Genomic DNA, 25,920 nt, shown 5'->3' with positions numbered 1-25,920 from the left:
AAGGAGGTTGAAAGGATGACAACACAATTTCATATGCGTCCGAGTCGCGTTTTACGCAAGCTTAGATCAGGGGAAACGGCGATTGCGCTGAAGCTTAATCTCGCTGACCCGCGAATTACGGAGATGGCTGCCAGGATTTCCGGTGTGGATTGCCTCTGGACGGACATGGAGCATGTCCCCAATGATTGGTCTGTGATCGAGCGGCAAATTTGGGCTGCGAAAGCTTATGATGTAGATGTGCTTGTGCGCGTGGCGAGGGGCAGCTATAGCGATTTGATCCGTCCATTGGAAATGGATGCAGCAGGGATCATGATTCCTCACGTAATGAGTCTGGCGGATGCCAAGCAAATCATCCATCATACGAAGTTTCATCCGCTCGGCCGACGCCCGCTCGATGGCGGAAATGCCGACGGCGCTTTCTGTAATTTAGACTTGGCTGATTACATCTCACAGGCCAATGATCAGCGCTTCAATGTGCTGCAGATTGAAGATCCGGAGCCGCTTGCCGAGCTCGAGGAGATGATTGCACTGCCTGGACTGGACATGATCTTTTTCGGTCCCGGCGATTTCAGCCAAGGCATTGGCGCACCCGGTAAGTGGGACCACCCGCTGCTGCTAGAAACACGCCAATCGGTGGCGCGTCTTGCTCAGAAACACGGCAAATTTGCAGGAACGGTAGGCAGTCCGAGCAATCTGCACGAGTTGACGGCAATGGGCTACCAATTTGTCAGTGTGGGGGCGGATGTCGTTGGGTTCGGCCAATATTTGAGCGGGGTTGCCTCCAGTATTAACCGCGTGTCTGGAACCGGCACGGATTCTGTCTACGGCTCGACGAAGAGCAGTTAAGGAGGCCGAGGGATGTATACAGAGCTATTCTCTTTACGGCAAAAAAGCATTGTGATCACGGGAGGGTCCGGTTATCTCGGATCGGCGCTTACGGAAGCGATGTTGGCCTTTGGCGCTGATGTCACGGTGGCGGATTTGACGTTCCGTACAAATGCAACGCTGGAGGCCGCCATTCAGGAAGGCCGTCTGCGTAATATCGTCTGTGATGTTTCGGATACGGATTCGATCCGGAATATGATGCAGATGCACGTCGCAGCCAGCGGGCGGTTGAACGTACTGGTCAACTGTGCTACCTATGGGGCCGGTTATGGCAAAGGAGCAGAGCTGGAATTTATGACAGATGAAGTGTGGCAAAAAGGTGTGGACGGTGCGGCAGGAACAGCGTTCCGCTGTATCCGGGAAGCCATTCCGCACTTAAGAGAAAGCGGAGGCGGCTCGATCATCAACTTTGCCTCGATGTACGGCATCGTTTCGCCTGATCCTTCCATCTATGGCGACAGCGGTGCGAACAACCCGCCGAATTATGGCGTTGGCAAAGCGGGCGTCGTCCAGCTGACCCGCTATAGCGCCGCTCATCTGGCGAAATACGGGATACGCTGCAACAGCGTATCTCCGGGACCTTTTCCGAACACCATCATCGGTCAGAATGAAGATTTCGTTCAGAAGCTGCAGGCTAAAACCATGCTAGGCAGGGTAGGGAAGCCTGAAGAAATGACGGGTGCCGTCATCATGCTGGCCTCGGATGCCTCCAGTTATATGACGGGATCGAATCTGATGGTAGACGGCGGATGGACGGCTTGGTAACGATAGGAAAGGTGATGCTTCCACAAGGGGCAGCAAGGGCCACAAGGGACAGGGGGAATTCGATTTGAATTCGCAAGTGATGCAAAGTTTCTCGTTAGCCGGCAAGACGGTATTACTGACAGGAGGAGCAGGGCTGTACGGCACGCAAATTGCAATCGCTTGTGCACAGGCCGGAGGCAGCGTGTATGTGACGTCACGGGATGAATCGCGTCTTGAAGCGATTGAGGAGAAGTTCAGACAAGAGGGTTGTACGGTGCATGCCCTCCAATTCGACCAAGAAAATCTGTCCTCGATTGCTGCGATCCGTGATAAGCTTGAAGAGCGCGAAGGGAAGTGTGATGTCCTCATTAACAATGCGGTTGCCCGCACGATGTCGCACTACAACGATTCGCTCGAAAGCTTTGCCCGCAGCATGGCGGTAAACGCGACAGGGTTGTTCGAGATCACACGGGTAATCGGAGATTGGATGGCCGAGAAAGGATCGGGTTCGATTATTAACATCGGCTCGATTCAAGGGATGGTTGGACCGGACCCCACCCTGTATGAGGGGCTTCCTTTGAATGGCTTGGTCCCGGACTATTTCTTCCACAAAGGCGGCATGGTTAACTTTACCCGATTCATCGCCAGCTATTATGGCGCGCGTCAGGTCAGGTGCAACTGCATCTCGCCGGGAGGCTTCCAGACGGAGAAAAATCTCCCTGAATTCGTTCATCGCTATAACGACAGAACGATGTTAGGCCGCATGGCGAAGTCGGATGACATTTGGGGGCCGATTGTTTTCTTAGCCTCCGATGCTTCCCAGTACGTAACCGGCACGAACCTTCCGGTAGACGGGGGTTACACAGCGAAGTAAACATCCATACACAAACGGCATCGACGCATGGTGCCGTTTTCGCGTACCCGCGGTTATGTCAATTTTAGACTAGAAAAATAGATATTATTGGGGGTGAAGGTTATGAGAAGCTCTGTTCACGGGTTCCGGGTTTTTCACGATCTGAAATTGGTAAAAAAGCTGTGGTTATCGTTCTCACTGGTTACACTCATTGCGCTCATTATCTTTGCTGTGCTGTCTTCGACATTTATCAAACAATTCATGACGGACCGGGAAGGCAATGCGATGCTGCAAAAAATCGAGTATTTCACCGGCAGCATGGATAGCTACATTCAAAGTATTGAAAAGTCTTCCCAGCTCCTCGTCTACAATGAAAATATTCAAGAGCCGTTAAGCGCTAATGCGGCGAATTTGAATGGGATGAATCGCATACAGGCTTTCAATTACATCTATGATCAATTACGGCAGTTATCTGACAGGTTTTATGGGATCGAAGCGATTTATTTGGTGGATAAATATCAGAATGTATACGACAGCGGTGTCGGGATGAATTTCACGCCGAGTTATTTGGTTAGCGATGAGTTCGTCAAACAAGGCTGGTACGACAAAATGGCCAACAATAACAGCAGCAATTCGTTATGGTCGTTCATTAAATGGCGCGATAAGCAAACATCGATTGTCATGTTCAAAACGATTTACGATAAAAACAATTTGCAAATCCTCGGTTATCTCATCATTTCGATTTCTCCAACGATTCTTAACAATTATTTGGCCTCATCAAATCTGGACGAAGGTACGAACAGTATCGTCGACTCTAACGGTTTTATCTTTTCCGCCGGGAGCGGAGCAGAGAATCCTCCCATTGACATCGCCCGAATGACGGGTACGAAAGGGCATTATACCGAAGAGAGCAATCACTATGTTGTCGCTTATTCCAAGCACCCGTTGACGAACTGGACGTTTGTTCATACGATTCCAGAAAGTTTGCTGCTTAAGGATTTGAAGCAAATCAACAATTTATGGATTACTTTTCTAGGCCTATCCCTTGCGCTCATGGTCATTGTTTCCGTCTTCATCTCCAGGACGATTTCCATGCCGATGCGCAAAATGATTCGCATGCTCCGGCATGTCGAGCAGGGCAATTTGAATTTGAAATTTCAACCTTTATATAAAGATGAACTGGGTGATCTTGGCCGTGCGTTCAATCACATGATTGATAAAGTTCGCGAGGGCGAGCCGCTCATGCGGGAGAAGCTGGTCCGTTCCCTCATCGAAGGAAGTATGACGGAGACGGAAGCGCAGATGTTCGAAGAACGGCTCGGTTTCCGCCTCAGCAGCACTTCGTTTCGCGTTGTTCTCTTGCACGTACACGGAGGTAATGAGAAAGAAATGCTGGATCGGGCGGAATCGATCATCCATGAATTCGAAAATTGGCATGAGATGATCAGCATTTATTTGTCGAGCGAACAATATTGTTTAATTTTTAACGGTACCAATGACGAAGTGTTTAATAAAATCAATGTGCTGATTGCCGTGTTGAAAGAAAGGCTTGGCCTGCACATGTATGCGTTCGTCGGCAATCAATATGAACATGTTAACTTGATCAAAACCTCGTTCGAGGAAGCCAAGACATTGCTGAATTATCTGGTTGGCGAAAGAATGGATGAACAGACCAATGTCTTCTTCGTCGGAGATGCCTGGAAGCTGCAGTACCCTGAAGCGTACGAAAACAAGCTTCTTTATTACATGGAGCAGCGTGATATTGATAACTGTTCAGCTGTGATGGAAGAGTTGATTGTCTATGCGAGAGCCAGCCATCTTGTGCCGCACGTGCTGTATGCGTTAATGGCTTCGCTCTACAATCACTTGTATAAGCTGCTCATTAAATCAGGCCAATCGGCGGTACTGAGTAAAAGCTGGTTCGGCGATGTGCAGGAAAAGCTGTTGTCGCAGCCGCTGGAGAAAAACGGCAGACAGTTCATCGCGCTTGTCAGAGAACACTTAAGCCCGAATGTTCAGGAAGAGAAAAAGCCTAGCAGAAGCATTCTCAAATCACTGCAAATCATTAATGAGCAATACAGCGATGTGGGACTGGGGATTGATTCGGTTGTCGAGCAAATCGGCCTGAACGCCAACTACTTCAGCCAATTATTCAAAAAGGAAGTTGGTGTCGGGTTTACGGACTACGTTGGGCAAGTGCGCATGGAACACGCCAAACGGCTTTTGGAAGAACCGGCCAACAAAATCAAGGATATCGCGCTGCAGGTCGGATTTATGAATCCGCACTATTTCAGCATTTGGTTCAAAGACAACACTGGACTGTCGCCTTCGCAGTATCGCAAGCAGCTTTTAGGGCAAATCGGGTAATCATACAGCCAGCTATACACCTTTGTTATTTTAAGAAACAGGTCGAATTCCTTATATTCTCTTGTGAGACTAACGAAATTTAAGGTTATCTAATGAATTTCACCTACGCAATGTTAAGGGACCTATGCTACCTTGTTGGTAGATCACACTCTCGATGTTGACAGCGCTGTGCAGATGGATTCACAGAGGGGTTCAACAATCTGATCACACAAGGAGGGCTCTATGAAAGTGATGACGATTTATGCGCACCCCGCCGATACGATCACGAATTGCGGAGGTACGCTGGCGCTTCACGCGAAGCGCGGGGATGAAGTCGTTGCTCTGATTTTGACACATGGAGGACGGCTGCATCCCAACAAATACGCCGAGGAATGGCGTAAAGACAATCCCGACGAGAGCCTTCTACATGCGGGCCTGGAAGAAATTGCGCTGAATAAAAGGCGTGAATTGGAGCGGGCCGCTCAAACGATCGGCATATCCAAGCTCATTTTACTTGATTATGATGACAACTACTCGGTTGTGAATGAAGAAATCGTGGATCGGATCGCGGAAGAAGTGTCCAAGGAAAGGCCGGATATCGTGATTTGCGATTTTCCGATGAATACGGCCTTCCATAATCCGCATACGATTGCGACCCAGATGGCTTTTGCCGGCCTAAGCAAGGTTTCGCTTTTCTTGAAAAACCTGGACGGTCAGGCGGAGTATCAAGTGAAACAAATCTTTTTAACCTCGCTGCCGGTTAGCCCAATTGATGGCCTTAGCCTGTACGGGATGCGTAATGACGTGTTTATTGATATCAGCTCAGTTGTAGGCGAGAAGATTAAAGCGATGGATGAATTCAAAAGCCAAGGCTACAGCGGATTATTCGCTCGCAAGCTGCTTGAATCCTACAACGGCGAGTATGGACGGGCGGCCGGCGTCAATTTCGCAGAAGGCTTTTACCGCGTCTATAACGAAACGCATTCGCATTTACCATTAACGGAAGCTGCGCAAAAAAGTGATTTGTTAATGAGGCATCTCTCTTATTCAACTATGAGTATTCGTGAGATGTTTCCCCTGACTTAACTTCGTTATCCGCATATCTATCCAATTCGCTTTACATAGGAGAAGGGGGCCGACGGAATGATCCGTAAAATGAATAATTATTCATTTAAATCATGGTTTGTAGCAGCAGGTGTATCGCTTCTCATGGCGACGACCGTAGGGTGCAGTACAGATGGGGGTTCCAGTAAACCGTCGCCGACAACGGCTCCCGCAGGCAGCACGAGTCCGGCAGCAGCAGCGTCGCAAGCCCCGAAGGAAGATCCGAAGATTGAACTAACGGTCTGGGCAGCGCCGAACGGTACCTACAAGCCGGGGCAGAAGGCCGGTGACTGGTTCAAGGAGGATTTGCTTCCGGAATGGAACAAAATTCACCCGAACGTCAAGGTAAACATCGAGCTCATCCCTTTCGACGGCATTAATGAGAAGGTCACGACAGCGATTGCTTCCAAGTCGGCGCCTAACGTCTTCCTGGACTATCCGGGACGTACTTTGGCCTACGGTCAAATGGGTGCGCTAGCTTCCCTGGAGGATATTATTCCTGCAGATGATCTGGCTCAAGTGAAGAAGAGTGCGGATATGATGAAAATGGTTTCGGTAGGCGGCACCGTTGTGACAATGCCCTACTACTCGACTCAGCTCGGATTGATTCTTGATAAATCCTTGTGGAAAGAGGCCGGCGCTGAAAACCTGCTTCCGCAAGACGAGTACAGGACGTGGACGCCGGACCAATTCAAAGCGGCATTGAAAGCCGTGGCGAACAAAGAGAAGGGCGTATACGGATTGACGTTGTTCGCTCTGAACGAACAAGGCGATCAGATTTATAACAACATTATCTCCGGCTACGGGGTCAAATTGTTTAATGCGGATTACACGAAATATACAGCAGGGGAAAGCCCGGAGTCGGAAAAAGCGTTAACGTTCTTCAAATCGTTGGTTGATGAAGGGCTTGTCACACCGCATCCTGAAACGTTGACCTCTACGAACGCATTGGACTATTGGAAGCAGCGGAAAAACGGGATGGTCGTTGCATCGGCAGCCCACTCGGATATTATCAAAAACGGTTTGAAAGACGGAAGCGTCAGCGGACCGCATGAGTACATGTACGTCAATTTCCCTTCGACAACCCCAGGGCAAGCGGCGTTAAAGTCGGAAGTAGGATTCGGAGTCGTGTTCAAAAATGCGGATGCAATCAAAGAAGAATGGGCGAAAAAATTCCTCTATTGGACGATGAAGGATAATACCATTTTCCAAACAGCCATGAAATCCTTTAACCCGCTCGGCAAAGCGCCTGCATGGACAGAAAGCGACCCTGAGCTGCAGTTCCTTGCCAAGCTGGCAACGAAAACGAAGGAATGGCCGGTGATTGATCCAGGTTGGGGAATCAAAGGGTATCCAGAGATGAGAGCCGCGATGTTCCCTGAAATTCAAAAGCTGTTTATCGGTATGTCGACGCCTAAGCAAACGATTGATACCATTTCGAAGAAATTTAACGACACCATCGCCAAATATAATAAGTAACCGATGCGGCAGGTTGGCTGTTGTCACGTTGTAGCCTCCTGCCGTCATTTCCTTATCCTCTTAGCCGTAAAAGGAAGGAGCAGCCAATGAAACCGAGTACATTCAGCAGCATCCGTTTGCGCAGAGAAACCAGCGGTTGGCTATTCGTCCTGCCCATGTTGTTGTTTTTTCTGCTGTTTGTTGTGTATCCCATTCTCAAAGCGATCAAAAGCAGCTTTTATGGCTTTGATTATACCAAGTACTATTGGACGGGACTTGATAATTACCGCACGATTTTTACAGATCCTCTTTTCTGGAAGTCCATTCTTAATACGTTGGAATTTGTCTTGTATCTGGTTCCATCCATCACCGTGATTGCCTTGATGATAGCGGTTACATTACATGCCTATCCGAAGAAAATGCAATCGTTTTTCAAGGCTGCCTTCTATATCCCAGGCGTCACCTCAATTGTCTCCCTGACTTTAGTGTGGCAGTACATCTACAATGGACAATTTGGCCTTGGCAATTATATCCTGGGCCGAGTCGGTCTGCAGCCGGTGAATTGGCTGGGAGTCCATTCGGCGACACTGGCGTTATCTTTAATTGTGCTTACGATCTCTGTGGGGTCAGCGGTTGTCGTCTTTTCTGCTGCGCTCGGCGGAATTCCCAAGGATTATTATGAATCTGCTGCACTGGATGGTGCAAAGCCGGGGAAGATGTTCCTCCAGATTACACTTCCAATGCTTAAGCCGACCTTGCTATATGTCGTAGTAACGGGAACGATCGGTGCTTTCCAGGTATTTGCGATTATTTTGATCATGACAGGTGGAGGGCCGGCTTACCGGACAACGACGATCATGATGCTGATTTATCAACAGGCGTTCGTGAACATGAATTTTGGTATTGCGAATGCGATGGGGATTGTTCTGTGCGTCTTAATCAGCTTGATTGCCTACGTGCAGTTCAAATTTCTTAAATCGGATATTGAGTACTAGGGAAGGGGGAGACGAAGATGCCGAATAAAAAATCACCGCTATGGGGAGGCCATATTTTCCTCTGGGTACTCACTTTGTTCTTCCTCTGGCCCTTTTATTGGATGGTCAGCGGCTCCTTCAAGAATTTGAAGGTAGCCCTGCAAATCCCGCCGGAATGGATACCTGTTCATCCTACTTTTCAAAATTATGCGTCGCTATTCAAGAACAGCCCGGTGTTCACCTGGTTCTATAACAGCATGTTCATTTCGCTAATCGCCACTTTGCTTGTGATTGCGGTTAGCTCCTTATCCGCTTTCGCTTTAGCCAAAATTCCATTTACAGGTTCGAAATGGTTGTTCACGGTGATGATCGCCGCCATGACGATTCCGCACACGGTGTTATTCATCCCGCTATTTCAGTTGTTAAATGATTTCAGTCTCATTAATACACGGTGGGGAGTTTTACTGCCGGTCGTTGGCTGGCCGTACGGTGTGTTCCTGTTGAAGCAGTTCATGGCTTCGCTGCCGACGGAATTGACAGAAGCTGCGAAAATCGACGGCTCCGGCGAATGGCAGACGTTCTGGCACATCATTCTGCCGCTTGCCAAACCTGGCATTGGCGTGCTTGCCATCTTTACATTTGTGAACACGTGGAACGACTATGTGTGGCAAGTCATCGTGCTGAACGGGGAGAAAATGTTTACCTTGCCGGTAGGCATCAAGGTTGCCCAGAAAATATCGGAGCTCGAGACTAATTATGGCATTGCGATGGCTGGGGCGATGTTCGCTACGCTTCCTGTGTTGATCATTTTTCTATATTTCCAAAAGTACTTTACGGAAGGCATTACCTTAGGCGCTTTAAAGGGTTGATGGTGGGATGAGACAGAAAGAGGGGATTCCTGGTGTTTCAGGCAGCAGTAATCGGACTTGGCAAAATTGGATTAACCTTTGACATCCCTTTTCAAGGAAGAGCGCACAGCCATTCCATGGCCTATCTTTTGCATCCGGAGATTGAGCTGGCAGCTGCTGTCGGTAGAAGGCAGGCACAGGCGGAACAACTGGCTAAGGCTGCTCCGGAGACGAAGTTTTATTTGGATTCGGAATTGTCTGCCATGCTGAGTCAGCAACCTTTGGATCTCATCAGCATTTGCACACCGCCTACCGTTCGGTATGAACTGCTGCAAACCGTGCTGGAGCAATCCAGCAGCAGGCTCATCTTTCTTGAAAAGCCCGTTGCGAATAGTGTGGAGGAAGCGGAGCGGATTATGTCCTTGTGCGAGCAGCATAGCGATCGGACGGTCGTTGTCAACTTGTCCAGAAGATGGAGTGAAGGAGCGATGCAGGTCCGAAAAGCCGTAAGCAACGGGACGTACGGGAAGGTGAAGAAAATCCATTTGCGATACAGCCGTGGCATCTACAATACAGGTTCGCATCTGTTCGATATGGTTCGGTATTTGGCCGGGGCGATCGAGGACGTGCAAGTAGTTGAGCGGGTTGCGACCAACTTGGATGCTGTGGAGGATTGGACCTATTCCTTCTTTTTTACGGCAGATGGAGGTTCGATTACAGGTTATGCGGAGGCGTTCGATGACCGGCTTTATAACCTTTTTGACATTGTGCTGTACCTGGAAAAAGGGGTGATGGAGATGGTAAAAGGCGGAGATGAAATCCGCTATTCTGCGACCGAACCGCATCCTGTGCAACCGGGAATCAGGCAGTTGGTGCATGAACGAACGGAGACAGGTATGCTCAGCAAATCGAGCAACATGCAAAATGCGGTTGACCACCTTGTTCATATATTACAAGCAGGCGTGGAGCCGATGTGTTCACTGGCGGATGGTATGGATCCACTTTATGTAGCAGAGGCGCTAAACCAATCCTATGCCAGCGGCAAATCGGTGAGAGTGCGTTGTCGTTGATTGTGGGGCGTTCATTTTTTCTGGCAGAAGGGGGTGCTTCGGATGGGACTGAATCAATTAACCGCCGAGCAGCAGAAATTCTATGAAGATCACGGGTATTTATTAGGGCTTCCCGTTGTTTTTTCAAGCGAAGAAGTGAAGGAACTGCAACAGGGTTATGAGCAGCTATCGGCTTTATTGCAGGGGGACGAAAATCCCTCGGACATCATGGGTTGGCATAAGACGAGCCGGTGGCTGTATGACATTTGTGCTCATCCGCAGATTATCCATTATGTGGAAGGCGTGCTGGGCAGCGATTTTTATTTGGCAGCGAGCGAGTTTATTACGAAATCGCCGCATTCGGACAAAGTGGTGCCATGGCATCAGGATTCCTATTATTGGTCTACTGCGCTAAACAACACCGTCACGGTGTGGTTGGCTTTCACAGATGTGGATGAGGCTAACGGGGCTATGAAAGTGATCCCGGGAACACATACAGCAGGTGTGATTCAGCATAAAATTGCCGGCGATGACGCGATTTTGTCTTTCGAACTCGACCAGGGGACCTTCAGCGAGAAGGACGCGGTCTCGATGATCATTCCCGCAGGCGGTATTTCCATGCATGTCGATACGCTCATACACGGTTCCGGTCCTAACACTTCCGATCGCTGGCGCATCGGCTTCGTTATCCGCTACTCCAAGACGATGGTGCAGTGGGATCCGCAAACCTATCCTAATTTTGAAATGTATATGATGAGAGGAAAAGACGAATACGGGTACCATCCTCAGGGGGAATTGCCTGTGGAAGCTTTTGGGCGCCCGCCTTATGCGAAACGGATTCGTAAAAGAGAATAATAGGAAACATCGCCTAGCAGAAAGCGAGATGAGTCTTATTCGAACCGACAATGAACAGTGGACGGCCGCAATCTCTCCGTTGACGCTGGGAACCGTCCAATTGGGTATGCCCTATGGCATTGCAAACCAGCTGGGGCAGCCGGATGAGGAAATGGCGGGGCGCATTTTGGATGCTGCGCTAAATGGAGGCATTACCTGCCTCGATACAGCGAGCGCTTACGGGAGTGCGGAGCAGGTGTTGGGCCGTTATTTTCAAAAGCAAACACGTGCAGCCACGATCATCACGAAGTTCACTTTACAAGTAAATCGTGAAACGACGTTGTCTGACTTGGAAGCGCAAATCGAAGACAGTGTGAACCGTTCCATGGAGCGGCTTCAGGTGGATTGTCTGCCTGCAGTCTTACTGCATCGGCCAAATGTGCTGGGCCAATTCGGCAACCAAGTGACCGAGCTGCTGTTGAGGCAGGTCAAGCGGGGGAATATCGGCACCCTCGGTGCTTCGCTGCTTTCCTTTGATGCGCAGGAATTTGCAGAGAATTGGCGGGAACTGCAGCATGATTGCTACGAGCTTGTCCAGGTACCCATCAATGTCATGGATCGCCGAATGTTTGCGAACGGGACCTTCGATCAGCTCACTCGTTCGAATAAAAAGCTGTTTGCAAGAAGCATTTATTTGCAAGGCTTGTTCTTTATGAAGCCGGAGGCGCTGCAAGATCGGCTGAAGCCGGCAGAGCCATGGCTTGCTCGGTTACAGGACTTCGCTGAGCAGGAAGGCATGTCTGTGGCTGAATTTGCTTTTTCCTACATTCACCACATGCCTGGTATTGCGAGTATCGTCTTTGGCGCTGAAACGCCGGAGCAGGTTAACGCCAATATTGCGCTGTTGCATACGCCTGCCATCCGTGAGAAGACACTGCATGAGCTGGCTCAAGCATTTTCACAAGTACCTGAATATGTAATCACGCCTAACCTGTGGGAAGGCAAGTGACAGCGTGACAGCTTGACATTCAATTGAATTCGAAACATGGAGGAGAGCGGCGTGGGTATTTATTTGAAAAAAGGGGATGTCGGCCAGACATCTTATATCGCTAGTGAAGAGGCTGTCTACCGTACCGTGAAAGAAGTTATTCATGACATTGCAATTGGTCAAGACAAAGCGGTTCGAACCATATCGGAAAAATTCGATCACTGGTCGCCTGAGCATTTCCGATTGAGTGAGGAGCAAATTAGGGACATCATCGCTCGCGTACCTGAACAAGTGCAAGAAGATATTCGATTCGCACAGCAGCAAATTCGCAATTTTGCCGAAAAACAGTTAGCTACGATGCAGGATATGGAAGTCGAGACCTTGCCCGGCGTTATTCTTGGCCATAAACATATTCCTGTTGCCAGCGTGGGCTGTTATATTCCTGGCGGACGTTATCCGATGGTCGCTTCTGCGCATATGAGTATCCTCACGGCTAAAGTGGCCGGAGTCAAGCGAGTTATTGCCTGCACGCCGCCGATTAAAGGCGAAATACCGGCAGCAACGATATGCGCGATGGCGTTCGCCGGAGCTGATGAAATCTACGTCCTTGGCGGGATTCAGGCTATGGCAGCAATGGCTCTCGGGACAGAAACGATTCGTCCCGTCGATATGCTTGTAGGGCCTGGGAATGCCTACGTGGCTGAAGCCAAACGCCAGTTGTTCGGGAAAGTCGGCATCGACCTGATTGCTGGTCCGACGGAAGTTCTCGTCATCGCCGACCATACGGCGGATGCGGAAATGGTCGCCGTGGATTTGCTTGGTCAGGCGGAGCATGGCCCTACGTCGCCGGCTGCCTTGATCACGACTTCCGAGTCACTAGCCAGGGAGACGCTGCTTGAGATCGAACGGCAGCTTCAGGTACTCCCTACAGCAGACATCGCAGGTGTCGCATGGCGGGATTACGGTACCGTGCTGGTCGTTGACAGCATAGAGGAAGCGCTCATCGAAGCTGATAAGCTCGCTTACGAGCATGTGGAGGTACTGACGGAACAGCCGGACTACTTCTTGGCGAATATGACAAACTTCGGAGCATTATTTCTCGGTCCCGAAACGAATGTGGCTTATGGGGATAAAGCCATTGGCACGAATCATACGTTACCGACCAAAGGGGCTGCCAGATATACGGGCGGGCTTTGGGTGGGCAAATTTTTGAAAACGTGCACGTATCAGCGCTGTACGAAGGACGCCAGCAAACTGGTTGGCGAATATGTCTCCAGGCTGTGTGACATTGAGAACTTCATGGGCCATAAGGAACAGGCGGATCTGCGTGTGCGCCGTTACGGATGAAGTCCTCCTGAGGAAGGCGCAAGCGTCGAGTCTTATTATAAGCAAAGCGAAGTGCTGCGCAGATTCAGTTTTTCGGTGAAAAGCGGGGCATAGGATTACGTCGATTTTCGCGAGGAGCTCTCACTCAAGTAGATTGTTTCTACTGGGGAGGGCTTTTTTTGGTTTTATCAGCTCGAAGGGAACTACGGTCCGCTATCCCTGGATAAAGCACATTTTCCACGTGGAAGGGGAACTACGGTCCGCTATTTTACCAATTTGACCTGAAAAAGGCGCCGTGGAGAACAAATAAGGGCCTGTAGTTCCGCTCGGCGAGGAAATTGCTCGTTTTTCTTCAAATAGAGGACGCTAGTTCCCTTGTTTTAAATTAAATGGTAAATTATTGGTATTAATTAGCTGCGAAAAGGAGTGAATGACAATGTCTTTATCCTTAAATAAAAATAAAATAATTCTCGGACTTATCATTGCGCTATGCCTATCTACACTACTGATCTATTTATTAAACATACCCGTTTTAACATTTAACAGTCATGGCGAGTTATCTGAATCATTTTCCACAGTAGACGAACTCAAACAGAAAGCTGAGGTCATTGTTGAAGTCAATATATCTGATGCGAAAGCGGAAAAATATAATGAAGTTGTCTTTACTCTTTCGAACGCCGAGGTAAAAAAAATATATAAAGGGGAATTACAGAATAAAACTTCTATAAATATACTTGAAACTGGTGGAGTTCATAATCATATAGAGCACACATTCGAAGGGGAAAAAACGTTAAAGAAACAGGATACTGCTATCTTATTTCTCAAAAAATACAATGGCCCAGTCACAAAAGAAGCCTATGTTATACTTGGGATGTATCAAGGTAAGTTCAAACTAGATAAGTCAGGAACAGTTATTGGTAAAAACAAAGAATTACCAACGGGTCTAAATGCAATAACAAACAAACACAATCTTAATCTAGAATAATTGATAGTCATTCATCAACATCAATATCCTGCCTAATCTTTAAATCCCCATAATTACTCTTAGCCGGCCGCCCCTTATAGCGAAAACTGGACGGAGGCGCGCCATTGTGAGATTTGAACATTTTGCTGAAATGGTAGACGTCGGTGAAACCAAGTGCGCTTGCAACCTCCGTGATGTTCATCGAGGTCTCGGATAGGAGAAATCGTGCCCGTTCCATGCGGACTCGTGTAATGTACTCCCGTAAGGAAAAGCCGGTATATTTCATGAACAGTTGACTCAAATAACGCGGAGAAACATTGACGTTTTCGGCGAGGCTCGCTACGGTGACGGCCTTTTCGCCGATTTGGTCGCGGAGCTCATCCATTACTTTGTGGATGAGTTGTTTGTGCATATGGGAGACCGGCGACGAAGCACCGCTTTTTTGCTGGCGCAGCATATGCAGTAGCACAAGCCGCACGAGCAGGTCGAATTCTTCTTGCTGCTGATCCTCCTCCCGAAGCTGCAGTTCAACAATGCGCTGCAGGCAGGTTTCCGGTACAATCGTGTCCTCTAATCGGACATGTCTTTCGGGGAGCTTAACTTCCATACCCGGTTGGATAATAAAATGGATGAAAATGACGGTTAGCCGATGTTCGAGTTCCTGAGTGGCCTTCACTTGATCGCCGGGCCGGATTAAGAAGCAGGAGCCTTTAGCGATCGGGTAGCTGACTCCGTTGATTGTCATTTGCCCTCTTCCTTCTATGGCATACCATAGGTCGTAATCGGGCATGGGAGTTAAACGAGACCATTCCCAACCTGGCTCACAACGAGATTTTCCTACGGAGCCATTGTAAATGAAAGTGATCATCGCAAACCCTCCTTCAAGTGACGTTTGGTTTCCATTTAATCATAAGCACAGGCTGTTAGCAACGAATTTGTGAATCTCTGACACATGCAGATTTGTACAAAAAAGTCGCTCCTTGGTCCATTTTCATTCAGGATAATAAACGTTATTGTTAGTGTAATGGATGTAGATTTATCACTCTTGAAGGAGGGTTTCAATGAGTACAAATGTACAAAATTCAGAAGACATTAACCAACGTATGTACCGGTTTGACAATGTGCATCAGCCATTAGCTTCGATCAATGATTTTACGGACGAGCAAGTCAAACAGTATAAGAAAGCTGGATTCATTGCCATAGAGCAAATATTAACGGACCAAGAAGTCGGGCAGTCAATTGCTGCTGTTATGGATAATATTCATAACCGTGATACGAAGGTTAAGCTGCAATTCACCAAACCGCAGAGTGAGCTCAAGACCGATGAGGAACGAGAGTTTGCGGTAAGAAAGCTTTTTAACTTCGTGGAGTTTGATGAGTCGCTGCGATCGATCGCCTATCATCCGGCAATTTTATCCGTGGTGGAGCGCCTGCTGGGCGAAGAAGCTAATCTTGTGCAGGACCAGGCTTTGCTCAAGCCACCCTTCGGGGGAGCGGAAAAGCCATGGCACCAAGATATGGCTTACAACAACTTGACATGGAAAAAGCCGGTGGTTGGCGTTTGGATTGCACTCGACGAGGCGGGACTCGACAACGGCTGCATGCACGTCATCCCACGTTCCCACATGGATGGAGCCACACCACATTACGCGGTTCGAGATTGGCAAATCTGTGATGCGAACGTGCCGGTAGAGAGGGATGTGGCAGTTCCACTCCAACCGGGCGGAATTCTGTTCTTCCATGGCCTGTTGTATCACGGCACGCCGAATAATCATTCTTCCAAACGCCGCCGATCGCTGCAATTTCACTATGCGCCTAAATCGGCAGAGAAGATGTCAGCGGGGGAATACAAACGGATTTTTACAAATGAAATGACTTCTGCAGAGTGTTAATTTACTCCAAAACATCGGATCAAATTCCGGTGTTTTTTTGCGTCTTGTCCATGGTGTTCCAAACAGGATTCGACAACAATTTTCACTCTAATCGACTATGCTAAATAAATGGAAATTGGCGGAAAAGTAACGTATTCTGCTTGTTGTCAATCAAGTTATAGGTGCAGGAGGACTGATTTTGATGAAAATGAGCTGGTATCATCGCATGTTGCTGTCTTACGCTCCTCTATTTTTCGTTGTCATTTCCGTCTTAATCTTTTCTTTTTTCTCGATATTAAACAACTCCGCACAAAAACAAATCGCGATGACAGATGACTCTATTGCGAGAAAGGTCATGCAGGCCGTCGACGCGAATCTGAAGGCTTCCGAACAAATGACGATCAAAGAAATTTTTACCGATGAGAAGTTAAAAGATTTCTATACGTATACGACCGGTGATAAAACGCTTTTTGATTACTTTGTCATTTCACATAAGCTGGATGATTTCTCTTCCCTGCTGCCTTTTTCCAGCTCCATTTATATGTACAATGAACAATCAGGAAAAATTTTATCCAGAAACGGGTTATCAGATTTGGATCAGTTTGGGGACCGTGATTTCCTTCTTGCTGCCTATCGTGCGAAGACGGCACCGGCCGGGTGGACGAGTCCGAGAAGCTATCGGGAATTCATTCATGATTCAAGTGAGGAACAAGTGGTGTCGTTAGTCAAATTTTTCCCATTAGATGGTATCAAACAGGGAGCTGTCGTGGTCAACATCCGTGTTAGGGCGTTAGTTGGGTTTATTAAAGATTTGACGCGATACGACGCCGGTTTCATTCGGTTGCTAACTGCTAACCAGGAGCCCTTTGATCGAAACATGGCGCTGCAGAGCCAAACCACTTCCGTACAAGAACTAAAGAGGGAACGGATTCTTTCTGACTATACAGGGTGGCTGTATATGCCAGGTGGACAAAGAGATCAGAAATTATCATTGATGTCCCAATTTAGTGATCTTTGGATCATAGTGGGCATAGCGACGATCATCATTGGCGTGTTTTGGTTTACATTTATTACTCACCGGCATTACAAGCCCATTCAGTCTATTGCGGTAAGGATCAATGAATACACGAAACGAAAAAGCAGTGAGCTGGCAGGGGTCAACGAGCTGAAATTTATCGAATTGGCCATCGATAACTTGTTGGAAAGGACGAGCCAGTACGAAAAACTGCATAAAGATGATCTACTGATTCGTAGAAGGCAGGTGCTGGTCGATTGGCTGGAAGGACATAGGAGGATGAACGAAACGGAGTGGAAGCAAGAGACCACGAGATTGCAACTCCCCTCCCAGTTCGACAGACTGGCGGTGGCGGTGATGGAAATCGACCGTTATGCTCATTTTATCAGTGACTATAGCTCGAGTGACCAGTATTTGCTTAAATTTGTCGTTAGCAATGTTCTTCAGGAGGTTGCCCAGAACGAAGGGATCTTTGTTTGGAATGAATGGGTGGAGCCACAGCAAATGGCTGTCATGTTTTACTTGAATGATAGCCAGGAACATGACGGCGATAAGGTCTATGATTTCATGAAGAAACTGCAGGATTGGATTCTGGCCAATCTTGAATTTACGGTGTCCGTTGGCATCGGGCCGGAGACCCAGACACTTGGAGGCATGCCTCAAAGCTATGCGGAAGCCAAAAAGCATTTGTCTTACAAGCCGGTGTTTGGCTTAGGTTCAATGATTGGAAGCAGAGATGTACATGCCAAAACGGAAGGCCGGATTTTCCCTCATCTGCAATCGGTTCGCACCATCGTCAAATCGTTCCGGACAGACGATGGGCAATGGCAGACGCATATGATTTCGCTTTTTCATGCGCTAAAGAAGGGCCGGTTCTCCCAAGGGGATATCAATCATATTTCCAATTATTTGATTTATCATTTGAATAAAGAGCTGATGGAAATGACGGGAGAGGCACAGGAACTGTGGACCACGGAGTATAAGCCGGTGCTCGAAGCCTTAGTGGATCACTCTGAAAAGCTGGAAGAATGGCATGAGCGGTTGGTTATGCTGCTTTCCGAGCTTGAGCCCCGAGTGCGAGCCGCCCGCTACGCAAGGAACAATCATGAACTCATTTGCCAAGTCAAAGTGTATATCGAAACGAATTATTACGACTGCGATTTATCCCTAAACAGGATAAGCGACCATTTTGAAATGAATCCCCGGTATTTAAGCAAGCTGTTTAAAGAGGAGTTCGGGGAGAAATTTATTGATTATTTGGTGCGGATTCGTTTGGAGGAAGCTCAAAGATTGCTCCTTATGACTGATTTACCGGTACAAACGATTGCAGAACGAGTTGGCTATGTTCATGTCATTTCCTTTCACCGGGCTTTCAAAAATGCGCTCGGCATTCCACCAGGGGACTTTCGTAAAAAAACAGAGGTAAACAGCAAGGGATAAGGGGATGGTTTGGACACGTTAAAATAGAAAATGGCAAGCGCTTTCAACCTTTTATTCGGAAATGTTAAGGTGTGAGAAAAGGTTAGGTCATAGGAAAAAGCACTTTTCTTACATTTCGATAAGCGGCGATTCATGTTAATTGAACGTTGTCCAAACTTGGATTATTGTGGGAAGACAATGACGAAAAGGAGGGATCATATGCCTGGTAACGAACCTGCAATGGACAAGACGCTGGTCGCTCAGTACACTATTCGCTCGTCAGTCTTGAAGAAAAGCAAGAGGTTTATCGCGAGTCAGGATTGGCAGTTGTACGCGCTGCTATTTTTGCCCATGCTGTATTTCCTGATCTTTAAGTACATCCCGATGTATGGGGTAACGATCGCTTTCAAAGAATTTAATATGTTCCAGGGTGTATGGAAGAGTCCTTGGGTGGGCCTGGATGCTTTTCGTGAAATATTTCTTATGAAGGATTTCTACAAGGTGCTGCGAAACACGGTGCTGCTTAATCTATTGGATCTGTTAGTTTCCTTCCCGGCACCTATCGTTTTGGCTGTGTTATTGAACGAAATTCGCATCAAATGGTTTAAGAAGGGTGCACAAACGATCTTATATCTGCCGCATTTTATCTCATGGGTCATTATCGGGGGGATGGTTTATCAGCTGCTTTCCACGAATACAGGGCTGGTAAATATATTATTGAAGTCCTCAGGCGTGAAAGCGATTCCATTTCTGACTGAGCCCGTCTATTGGGTGATCACTTATGTGGGATCAGGCGTGTGGCAAAATGCCGGTTGGGGGACCATTATTTATTTGGCGGCTCTAGCAGGCATTAATAAAGAGTTATATGAAGCCGCGGAGGTGGACGGAGCAGGGCGTCTGCGTAAGATATGGAACATCACGCTTCCCGGAATCAAACCAACGATTATGATCTTACTGATCATTAATATTGGGCACATGGCGAGCATCGGTTTTGAACGTCCCTTTGTTCTGGGAAATCCGCTAGTTACTGACGTGTCGGATGTTATAAGTACCTTTGTGTATAAAGTCGGGGTACAATCCGCCCGTTTCACAATCGCTACGGCTATTGGATTATTCCAGGCTGTCGTCGGACTGATCTTCCTGTTGTCATCAAACTATATTTCCAAAAAAGTGACCGACCAAGGCATTTGGTAAGGAGGGCGTCAAATGAGAGTTAGTGCAAGCGACAAGATTATTGATAGCTTTATCATCCTGCTTGTAACCGTGGCGTCCTTTATTTGCCTTGTTCCTATCCTTCACTTGATTGCCGTCTCGTTGAGTTCCAACGCAGCGATTTTATCGAATAAGGTGACGGTATTCCCGGTAGAGTGGAACACACTGGCTTATGAAACGGTTTTCAAGGATGCCAAGATGATCAGCTCGTTATTTTTTACAATTATACTTGTGGTTGTTTTTACAGTAGTGTGCATGATCATGACGATTTGCGCAGCTTACCCGCTGACGAAGAAAAAGCTGAAAGGCCGGGACTTCTTTTTGATTATCATCGTATTTACGATGTTTTTCAGCGGGGGATTAATTCCGGAATATTTGCTTGTAAAATCATTAAAGCTGACGAACACCATCTGGTCGTTAGTACTTCCGGGCATGATTAACGCTTTTTATCTGATCATCCTGAAGTCCTTCTTCAGCTCCATTCCCGAAGAACTGGAAGAGTCTGCACGGATTGACGGAAGCTCGCATTTCGGAACGTTATTTCGTATTGTGTTACCGCTTTCATTGCCGGTGTTGGCGACATTAAGCTTGTTTTATGCGGTAGGGCGTTGGAATGGGTTCATGGATGCACTCTTTTATATTACTAATCAAGATTTATATCCGATTCAGCTGAAGCTGTACCAATTGGTCATCAGCAATCAAATGAGCGATGCGACGGCAACGGAAGGGATGAACGCTTTGGCTCCGATTCCCGAGAGTTTGAAAGCGGCAAGTATTATGTTTGCTACGATTCCAATTTTGCTCGTATATCCTTGGCTTCAACGGTACTTTATTTCCGGGATTATGATTGGCGCAGTGAAGGGTTGAAAGATTCTAACGATGAGTCCCATTCCACATGAAAAAGGGAGATGAATGATTTGCGCAATCAAAAATCGCTTATCCGGATAATTAACAGTTCACTCGCGGCCATTTTATTGGCTGGTATGGTGACCGCTTGCTCCAGCTCAGATGGTGCGAAGGAAAGCGGGGCTAAGGGAGATCCCGTAACACTGAAAATAGAGCTTTTCGACCGTGGCAATACGCCGCCTGGCGCGCCGCCGCTTACGGAAAGTTACTTTGTCAAATACATGCAGGAAAAGTTTGGCGACCCAAATAATATCAAGCTGCAGTTTGTCACCGTTCCGCGAACAGAGGAAGTGCCGAAACTGAACGTGCTGATGTCGGCTAATGAGGCGCCGGATATTATTTTTACCTATAGTGATCCCGCAGTTCAGAATTGGGTGAAGCAAGGAGGCTTGACCGAGCTTAGTGATTTGCTAAACCAGCATGGTGCGAATTTGAAAAAGTATCTCGGAGATAAGCTCCTCAGCTATGGAAATTTTGATGGCAAGCAGTACACCATCCCGGCAAAAAGAATTATTATCGCCAGCTCGACGCCAATCATCCGCCAGGACTGGCTTGACAAGCTGGGGATGAAACCACCTGCAACGACCGATGAATTCTACGCTGTGTTGAAAGCATTTAAGGAGAAAGATCCAGGCAAAACGGGAGGCAAGGTTATTCCTTACGGTATTCGCTATAACAATAACCTTGATCCTCTGGTTCGCACGTTTTGGAAGAAAATGACGGAAGAAGAATATTACTCACTTCCGGATTTGATGAAACCGGGCAATAAAGAAGGGTATAAGTTTTTGAACAAGCTGTATAACGAAGGTTTGATTAGCCCTGATTTTGCCTTGGATAAGGACGGTAAAAAATTTCAGGCTGATCTGGTGAACGGATTGATCGGCTTTGCGATCACCAATACGAACGAACCTGTCTACCAGTCTTATTACTCCACCCTGCAGAAGAATGTTCCGAGTGCTACGCTGCTGCCTGTAGATCCGTTCACGAACTATGAAGGCAAACATGTGAAGCAGATTTACCACCCGCTGTCTGCTCATCTCATGATACCGAAAGCTAGCAAAAGATCTGTTGAAGCCATTAAGTTTCTAAACTGGATGTCGGATTATAAGGTGATCTTCGACTTGCAGAACGGAACGGAAGGGGTTACTTACAAGAAGGGCGATGATGGCATTCCGGTTATTTTGGACTCAGATGATGCGAAAAAGGTGATGTACAATTATTTGGATTACAGCATGCTCATCAACGGTAAAGATATGGGCGATCAGGAAAAAACGTTAAAAGCAAACGCGGCTGATCCCAAATATAAGGATTTCACGATGAATAGTATCAAGGTTGGCGATCAGGACGGGCAGCTGCCGGCGCGTTTTGACAGACCGATCGAAGCCCAAATTAAATACAATCAAACCTTGGGTGATAAAGCCATTGAGATTTTTGTGAAGACGGTAACGGCAAAACCGGCGGATTTCGATAAACTGTACGACGATATGGTTGCGGATTATATGAAAACCGGCGGTAAAGAGGTTATGGACGAACAGAAGAAAGTGTATCAGGAAATGAAAAAGAAGTAACTGCTACGTAAACAAATACTACAAGGCTGCCAGGAATTTTTGGCAGCCTTATTACGTATATGGGCGGTAAGTTTAGCTTGAATTCATTGATTTCGCAAGGATGTGCAAACCGGGCAAGATAGTTGCAGAGCGAATTAGGCACGTCAAAATAGTGCGATTGTTAGGGCAAAGTTACTTCCTTTATAGTGATCAATAGATGGAAGCAATATTTTCATATACGTACATGCCGAGGAGATGAACTTAGATGGCTCAGTTTAATAGGCAGTCTTTTGCACAGCCGGAAGCGGAATATCGCATTCATCCGTTTTGGTTTTGGAATGGGGAAATGGACGACGAGCAGATTCGTTATCAGATTGATGAAATGGCGGACAAGGGCTTGGGGGGATTTTTCGTCTGTGCGAGGCAGGGGTTGGAGATTCCTTACTTATCCGATGCCTGGTTTCAAAAAGTACGCGTAGCGGTCGAAGCGGCCGAACGCCGCAATTTGCAGGTGTGGCTCTACGACGAGTACCCGTATCCGAGTGGCATCGCCGGCGGCGAGGTGACGCTGGAGCATCCGGAGGCCAAGCACTATACACTCGAGCATCGGGCCGAGCGGGTGCAGGGCGGAGAGCATGTGTCCTTGGAACTCCCATGGGCACGTATTTTGTATGCAAAAGCGGTACCTGTCAACTCGGACGGTGACAAGCTTTGGGCCGAGGCGGTGGACGTCCGTTCATCCATTGGGAACTTCCAGGCGGAGCCGATTTTTCAGAAAGCGGGTTTGACGAGTTACAACCAGAAGCGGTTTTTTACGTACCGCACGATTCAGAAGATGGAGTGGACGGCGCCTCCCGGTGATTGGGAAGTACTGATCATGCAGGAGAAGGAAATCGAAGATTTCAAATATTACGGGACGTTCGTCGATCCTTGCCATCATGAGGCAATGGCGACGTTTATTCGATTAACGCACGACAAGTATGCCCAGCATTTGGGCGAATACTTCGGCGGTACGATCAAGGGCATGTTTACCGACGAGATCGGCCTCTTGGGCAAGCTGCCGTGGTCGCCGCAGCTGCTGGCTTTTTTCATGGAGCAAAACGGCTATGATCTACGGGAACATCTGCATGCCCTTTTGTATGAAGAAGGGGAGCAGTCGGCCCGTATTCGTTATGATTACTATCAAGCGATTCATGAGCTTTTGCTCAGCTCCTATCATAAGCAGGTGCATGATTGGTGTGAACGGTTTGGGCTTCAATACGTGACTGAAGTGCCGTCCGTAAGGCATACGACACAGCGTTACAGCCATGTGCCAGGTGGAGATACCGCGCATGAAAAGCTCGGGCGTTCGCTGGATTGGATTTTGAATAATCAGGCGGAAAGCTTTCGTTCCAGCGCCAAAATGGTCAGTTCCATTGCCCGCCAGTTCGGCCGCGAGCGTAACTTGATTGAGTGCTTCCATAGTGTCGGATGGTCAATGACGCTCCAGGACGCGAAGTGGATGATTGATCGTATGGCTGCGCAAGGCACGAACTTTTTTAACTTCCATGCTTTTTTCTATACGCTTGATGCGCTGATGAAACATGACGCGCCGCCTTCTCAGTTCCTGCAAAATCCGTATTGGCAGCATTTTAGACAACTCGGCGATTACGTCGGCCGAATCAGCTACGTCATGAGCTGCGGCGAAGCGGATATTCGTACGGCGGTGCTTCAACCGACAACATCGCTGTGGGCCTACATGGGCAATCCCTTCCACCATTTTGATTATGGCGGTAAGAACACGGATGAGAAGCGTAAGCTTGACGACTTGAAGGCCTGGTGGACACGTATTTGCAACGAACTGACCTACAGCGGCAGAGATTACGATCATTTGGATACAGGGCTGCTCGCGGAAGCGGTGGTGGAGGACGGCAGGATTAGGCTGGGCAATGCCAGCTATACCAATGTGATCGTGCCGCCAATGACGAATCTGGAGAGTGGCGCATGGGCGAAGCTGGAACTGTTCCTTGCACAAGGTGGAACGGTCATCAGCATGGGGCAATTGCCGTATCAAGCGATTGAAACGAATGGCTTGGACGCGGCTTCCTCAGCGAGCGTGTTCGGTTTGCAGCAGCCAAGCGGAGAGCATTTCTGGAACGAAGGCGCGGCATCAGTGCCGGTGTGGTCCAAAGGCGCTGCGAGCGCGTATCATTTGCCATTCGCAGCATCCGCTGACGAAGCTGCAGTGCTGGGCAGTCTGTCCATGCTGCTTGAGGAGCTTCATCCGCAGGCGGTGAAGCTTGAACCGGCATACGGCGGACGCAGTATTCTCCTGCAAACTCGCCAAATCGATGCGGATAGTTTCCTTGTTTTCATAAGCAATCAAGAAGAGGCGGAGCGTGATTTGTCTTTGCAAATTTCAACCGCTCTCTGGGAGGAAAATGTGGGTTATGCGGCTCTGTTTACAGAGCTATCCTTGGATCGCGGCGATGAGGCGCCTGCCCAGGCTGAACGTACGGCTAGCGGCTGGACGATGCCGGTCTTCCTGGGTGCCTACGAGTCCAGACTTTTCCTTATCACGCGGAGTACAGCTGTGCAAGCCTTGTCAGACCAACCTTGGCAGCTCACCGTCGATGCGTCGGAGTCTACGTTATGGACCATGCAAACCGAGGAGGATAACGCGGTTCGGCTCGATGCGTTTCACCTCTTGATTCCTGGTGTGAACAGCTTGGCATCGGGAGCGGAGGAGGACGCACCGGTAGTTCAGGTCAAAACGTTCATTGACCAATGTGCGGACTTGACGGCTTCGACGAAGCTGCCGGTACAGATGAGCCAATTGTTCGGAACGCCGATGCGCATCAGTATGGCTTATCCGCTTCAAGCCCGATATTCTACAACCATCGTCGTGGACAACCAACTGGATCGGGTGATTCTCGTGATGGATCAAGGAGCGCTTTCCGGAGAAGGCTCGATTTCAATTAACGGCCATCGTCTTCAGAAAGGGGATTTCGCGAGACACGTTTTGTATGACTATATGAACGTAGGTTGCGAAATTACAGCGTATCTGCAGCCTGGCGTCAATGAAATTTCAGTTGAGGTGACGATTGAGCAGGATTGGCATGGTTTGATCGACGCGCTGTATCTAACGGGCAGCTTCCAAGCCGGCTTTGACGCCGAACAGCGTCCTGTCTTGAAACGTCCACTCGTCCAGCAGCATCCGCTTGCGGCAAGTCCATATGCGGGTTATCCGCATTTTGCCGGAACGATGACCTTCAGCCGTGAGCTTCAGCTTGGCCAATTGCCCGAAGGGGATAGCTTCGAGCTTACATTTGAAGGACTGGATCGTGAATTCCACGACGTGGCGGAAGTGCTGGTGAACAAGGTGTCACTTGGCGCCCGTACTTGGATGCCGTACCGCTTCAGCGGCCCTGCCTCCATACTGACGGAAGGTACAAACCGTATTGAAGTTCGCGTGACCAACACGTTAATCGGCTTGCTGGAAGGGAAATATTTTGATTATGCGAAGCACGAATTGAAGCCGGCTTACACAGCCAAGCGGGTGCAGTCCTACCAGAACCCGGAAGGAGAGTAAGACGTT

Annotated in this window: 20 protein-coding genes; 19 read left to right on the top strand and 1 reads right to left on the bottom strand. The window is 48.2% G+C overall.

Annotated features, from left to right (window positions below; all coding sequences use genetic code 11):
• Positions 1–15 precede the first annotated feature (15 nt).
• The 13 genes from GON05_RS10630 to GON05_RS10570 all read left to right on the top strand — a co-directional run bounded on the left by GON05_RS10630 (position 16) and on the right by GON05_RS10570 (position 14,394).
• Complete coding sequence (locus tag GON05_RS10630) at positions 16–846, top strand: HpcH/HpaI aldolase family protein (RefSeq protein WP_157319103.1); 831 nt, start codon at positions 16–18, stop codon at positions 844–846.
• 12 nt (positions 847–858) lie between these two features.
• Positions 859–1,650: an SDR family oxidoreductase gene (locus GON05_RS10625; RefSeq protein WP_157319102.1), complete on the top strand. Its 792-nt coding sequence runs from the start codon at positions 859–861 to the stop codon at positions 1,648–1,650.
• 64 nt (positions 1,651–1,714) lie between these two features.
• Entirely contained in the window at positions 1,715–2,503 is a 789-nt protein-coding gene (locus tag GON05_RS10620) for an SDR family NAD(P)-dependent oxidoreductase (protein ID WP_220138842.1), read from the top strand.
• Positions 2,504–2,605: 102 nt separating this feature from the next.
• Positions 2,606–4,849 carry a helix-turn-helix domain-containing protein gene (locus tag GON05_RS10615; protein WP_157319101.1) on the top strand — a complete coding sequence of 748 codons (2,244 nt, stop codon included), beginning with the start codon at positions 2,606–2,608 and terminating at the stop codon, positions 4,847–4,849.
• 222 nt (positions 4,850–5,071) lie between these two features.
• Complete coding sequence (locus GON05_RS10610; RefSeq protein ID WP_157319100.1) at positions 5,072–5,914, top strand: PIG-L deacetylase family protein; 843 nt, start codon at positions 5,072–5,074, stop codon at positions 5,912–5,914.
• 57 nt (positions 5,915–5,971) lie between these two features.
• A complete protein-coding gene (locus tag GON05_RS10605) occupies positions 5,972–7,411 on the top strand; it encodes an extracellular solute-binding protein (RefSeq protein ID WP_157319099.1) in 1,440 nt (479 codons plus the stop codon).
• Between the two features lie 86 nt (positions 7,412–7,497).
• Positions 7,498–8,385 carry a carbohydrate ABC transporter permease gene (locus tag GON05_RS10600; protein ID WP_157319098.1) on the top strand — a complete coding sequence of 296 codons (888 nt, stop codon included), beginning with the start codon at positions 7,498–7,500 and terminating at the stop codon, positions 8,383–8,385.
• A 17-nt stretch (positions 8,386–8,402) separates the two neighbouring features.
• Entirely contained in the window at positions 8,403–9,233 is an 831-nt protein-coding gene (locus GON05_RS10595; protein WP_157319097.1) for a carbohydrate ABC transporter permease, read from the top strand.
• A gap of 32 nt (positions 9,234–9,265) precedes the next feature.
• On the top strand, positions 9,266–10,282 hold the full coding sequence (locus GON05_RS10590; protein WP_157319096.1) for a Gfo/Idh/MocA family protein: 1,017 nt from the start codon (positions 9,266–9,268) through the stop codon (positions 10,280–10,282).
• 42 nt (positions 10,283–10,324) lie between these two features.
• Positions 10,325–11,116, top strand: coding sequence for a phytanoyl-CoA dioxygenase family protein (locus GON05_RS10585; protein WP_157319095.1), 792 nt, complete (start codon positions 10,325–10,327; stop codon positions 11,114–11,116).
• A gap of 28 nt (positions 11,117–11,144) precedes the next feature.
• Positions 11,145–12,104 (top strand): aldo/keto reductase, encoded by a 960-nt coding sequence (locus GON05_RS10580; RefSeq protein WP_157319094.1) that lies wholly within the window; start codon positions 11,145–11,147, stop codon positions 12,102–12,104.
• Between the two features lie 51 nt (positions 12,105–12,155).
• Positions 12,156–13,430 carry a histidinol dehydrogenase gene (gene hisD / locus GON05_RS10575; RefSeq protein ID WP_309491795.1) on the top strand — a complete coding sequence of 425 codons (1,275 nt, stop codon included), beginning with the start codon at positions 12,156–12,158 and terminating at the stop codon, positions 13,428–13,430.
• Positions 13,431–13,845: 415 nt separating this feature from the next.
• On the top strand, positions 13,846–14,394 hold the full coding sequence (locus tag GON05_RS10570) for a hypothetical protein (RefSeq protein ID WP_157319092.1): 549 nt from the start codon (positions 13,846–13,848) through the stop codon (positions 14,392–14,394).
• Between the two features lie 7 nt (positions 14,395–14,401).
• Here the strand turns inward: GON05_RS10570 and GON05_RS10565 are convergent, their stop codons facing one another.
• Entirely contained in the window at positions 14,402–15,241 is an 840-nt protein-coding gene (locus GON05_RS10565) for an AraC family transcriptional regulator (RefSeq protein ID WP_157319091.1), read from the bottom strand.
• Between the two features lie 193 nt (positions 15,242–15,434).
• Here GON05_RS10565 and GON05_RS10560 point away from each other — a divergent pair, with 193 nt between their 5' ends.
• From GON05_RS10560 to GON05_RS10535, 6 genes are all read left to right on the top strand, one after another.
• Positions 15,435–16,265 carry a phytanoyl-CoA dioxygenase family protein gene (locus tag GON05_RS10560; RefSeq protein ID WP_157319090.1) on the top strand — a complete coding sequence of 277 codons (831 nt, stop codon included), beginning with the start codon at positions 15,435–15,437 and terminating at the stop codon, positions 16,263–16,265.
• Positions 16,266–16,446: 181 nt separating this feature from the next.
• The gene (locus GON05_RS10555; protein WP_157319089.1) at positions 16,447–18,699 is read left to right on the top strand and encodes a helix-turn-helix domain-containing protein; all 2,253 of its coding nucleotides are present in this window, start codon (positions 16,447–16,449) and stop codon (positions 18,697–18,699) included.
• 330 nt (positions 18,700–19,029) lie between these two features.
• Complete coding sequence (locus tag GON05_RS10550; RefSeq protein ID WP_397369573.1) at positions 19,030–19,872, top strand: ABC transporter permease; 843 nt, start codon at positions 19,030–19,032, stop codon at positions 19,870–19,872.
• A 12-nt stretch (positions 19,873–19,884) separates the two neighbouring features.
• On the top strand, positions 19,885–20,757 hold the full coding sequence (locus GON05_RS10545; RefSeq protein ID WP_127452486.1) for a carbohydrate ABC transporter permease: 873 nt from the start codon (positions 19,885–19,887) through the stop codon (positions 20,755–20,757).
• A 116-nt stretch (positions 20,758–20,873) separates the two neighbouring features.
• Complete coding sequence (locus GON05_RS10540) at positions 20,874–22,364, top strand: extracellular solute-binding protein (RefSeq protein ID WP_397369571.1); 1,491 nt, start codon at positions 20,874–20,876, stop codon at positions 22,362–22,364.
• Between the two features lie 244 nt (positions 22,365–22,608).
• Positions 22,609–25,914: a glycosyl hydrolase gene (locus GON05_RS10535; protein ID WP_157319087.1), complete on the top strand. Its 3,306-nt coding sequence runs from the start codon at positions 22,609–22,611 to the stop codon at positions 25,912–25,914.
• Positions 25,915–25,920: the final 6 nt, after the last annotated feature.

This window comes from Paenibacillus anseongensis (assembly GCF_009757995.1).
In the GTDB taxonomy this organism is placed as follows: domain Bacteria; phylum Bacillota; class Bacilli; order Paenibacillales; family NBRC-103111; genus Paenibacillus_E; species Paenibacillus_E chondroitinus.
This window is presented reverse-complemented; position numbering and strand designations above follow the sequence as displayed.